Genomic DNA, 1,044 nt, shown 5'->3' on the forward strand with positions numbered 1-1,044 from the left:
TGGGGGTCAAGGGGTCGCAGGTTCAAATCCTGTCGTCCCGACCAGCGTTTTCGCAGGTCGGAGGCCGTTTTTCCAGAGATGGGAAGGCGGCCTTCTTCGTGTTGTGCGGCGTGGTGGTCGCATGGTGGTCGCACGCACGCCTTGAGGCGTGGAGGCGCTCGGTGAACTGGCGGCCGGGGCGGCGAAGTAGGGCAGCGTGAGACGCGCCCGGGGCCTGTTCGGGTGGTCGCGGCGTGGTCGCAGCCAGGCTGGCCAGTGCGGATGGCAATCGGCGGCCGGATCGGCTTGGGCGAGTGCGGTGTTGATGGCGTCTACGGCGTCGTGGGCGGCTTGCTGGGTGAGGTGGCTGTAGAGGTTGGCGGTGGTGGAGAGGGTGGAGTGCCGCAGGGTTTTGGAGACGACGGTGAGTGGGGTGCCCGCGGTGATGGAGAGGGTGGCGGCGAGGTGTCGCAGGTCGTGCAGGGTGATGCGGGGGACGCCTGCTTCTTTGGCGCGGCGGCGGAAGCGGTCCAGGACGGTCTGAGGTCGCAGTGGGCGGCCGTCGGGTCGGCAGAAGACCAGTCCGGTGAAGGGATCCGAGGAGCGGTCAGACAGTGCTGAATCCGGGGCTTCGGCTGCGCGGCGTGTGAGAGCGGCTGCCACGCGCGGTGAGATGGCGACCCAGTTCTTGCTGCTGCGGGTCTTGGGCGAGGTGATGACCAGGCGGGCGTTGTTGATGGCCGAGAGGGTGTAACGGACGTAGAGAACCCCTTCGTTGAGGTGCACGTCGTGCCAGTGGAGGGCGAGTGCTTCCCCTTTGCGCATGCCAGTGCCGATCAGGAGTTCGCACAGGTCGGCGATGAGTGGGTCGGTGTGGTGGCAGTAGCGCAGGAAGTGGGTTGCTTCCTCGGCTGTCCAGATGCGTCGCTCGGCGGTGGGTGGTCGGGGCAGGACGGCGGGGCGTGCGGGGTTGTGGGTGAGGCGGTGCTGGCGGACGGCGTCGCCCAGGGCGCTGGAGAGGGTGGCCAGGCACCGGTAGACGGTCACTTGGCCGCGGCCTGCGGC

Annotated in this window: 1 protein-coding gene; it reads right to left on the minus strand. The window is 68.5% G+C overall.

Going from position 1 to position 1,044, the window contains the following annotated elements; genetic code table 11:
• Window positions 1-6 precede the first annotated feature (6 nt).
• Window positions 7-1,044 (minus strand): tyrosine-type recombinase/integrase (locus VT50_RS37895; protein WP_079343992.1); only part of this gene is annotated, 1,038 nt, incomplete at its 5' end.

Origin of the sequence: Streptomyces antioxidans, from assembly GCF_000968685.2 — a bacterium.
In the GTDB taxonomy this organism is placed as follows: Bacteria; Actinomycetota; Actinomycetes; order Streptomycetales; family Streptomycetaceae; genus Streptomyces; species Streptomyces antioxidans.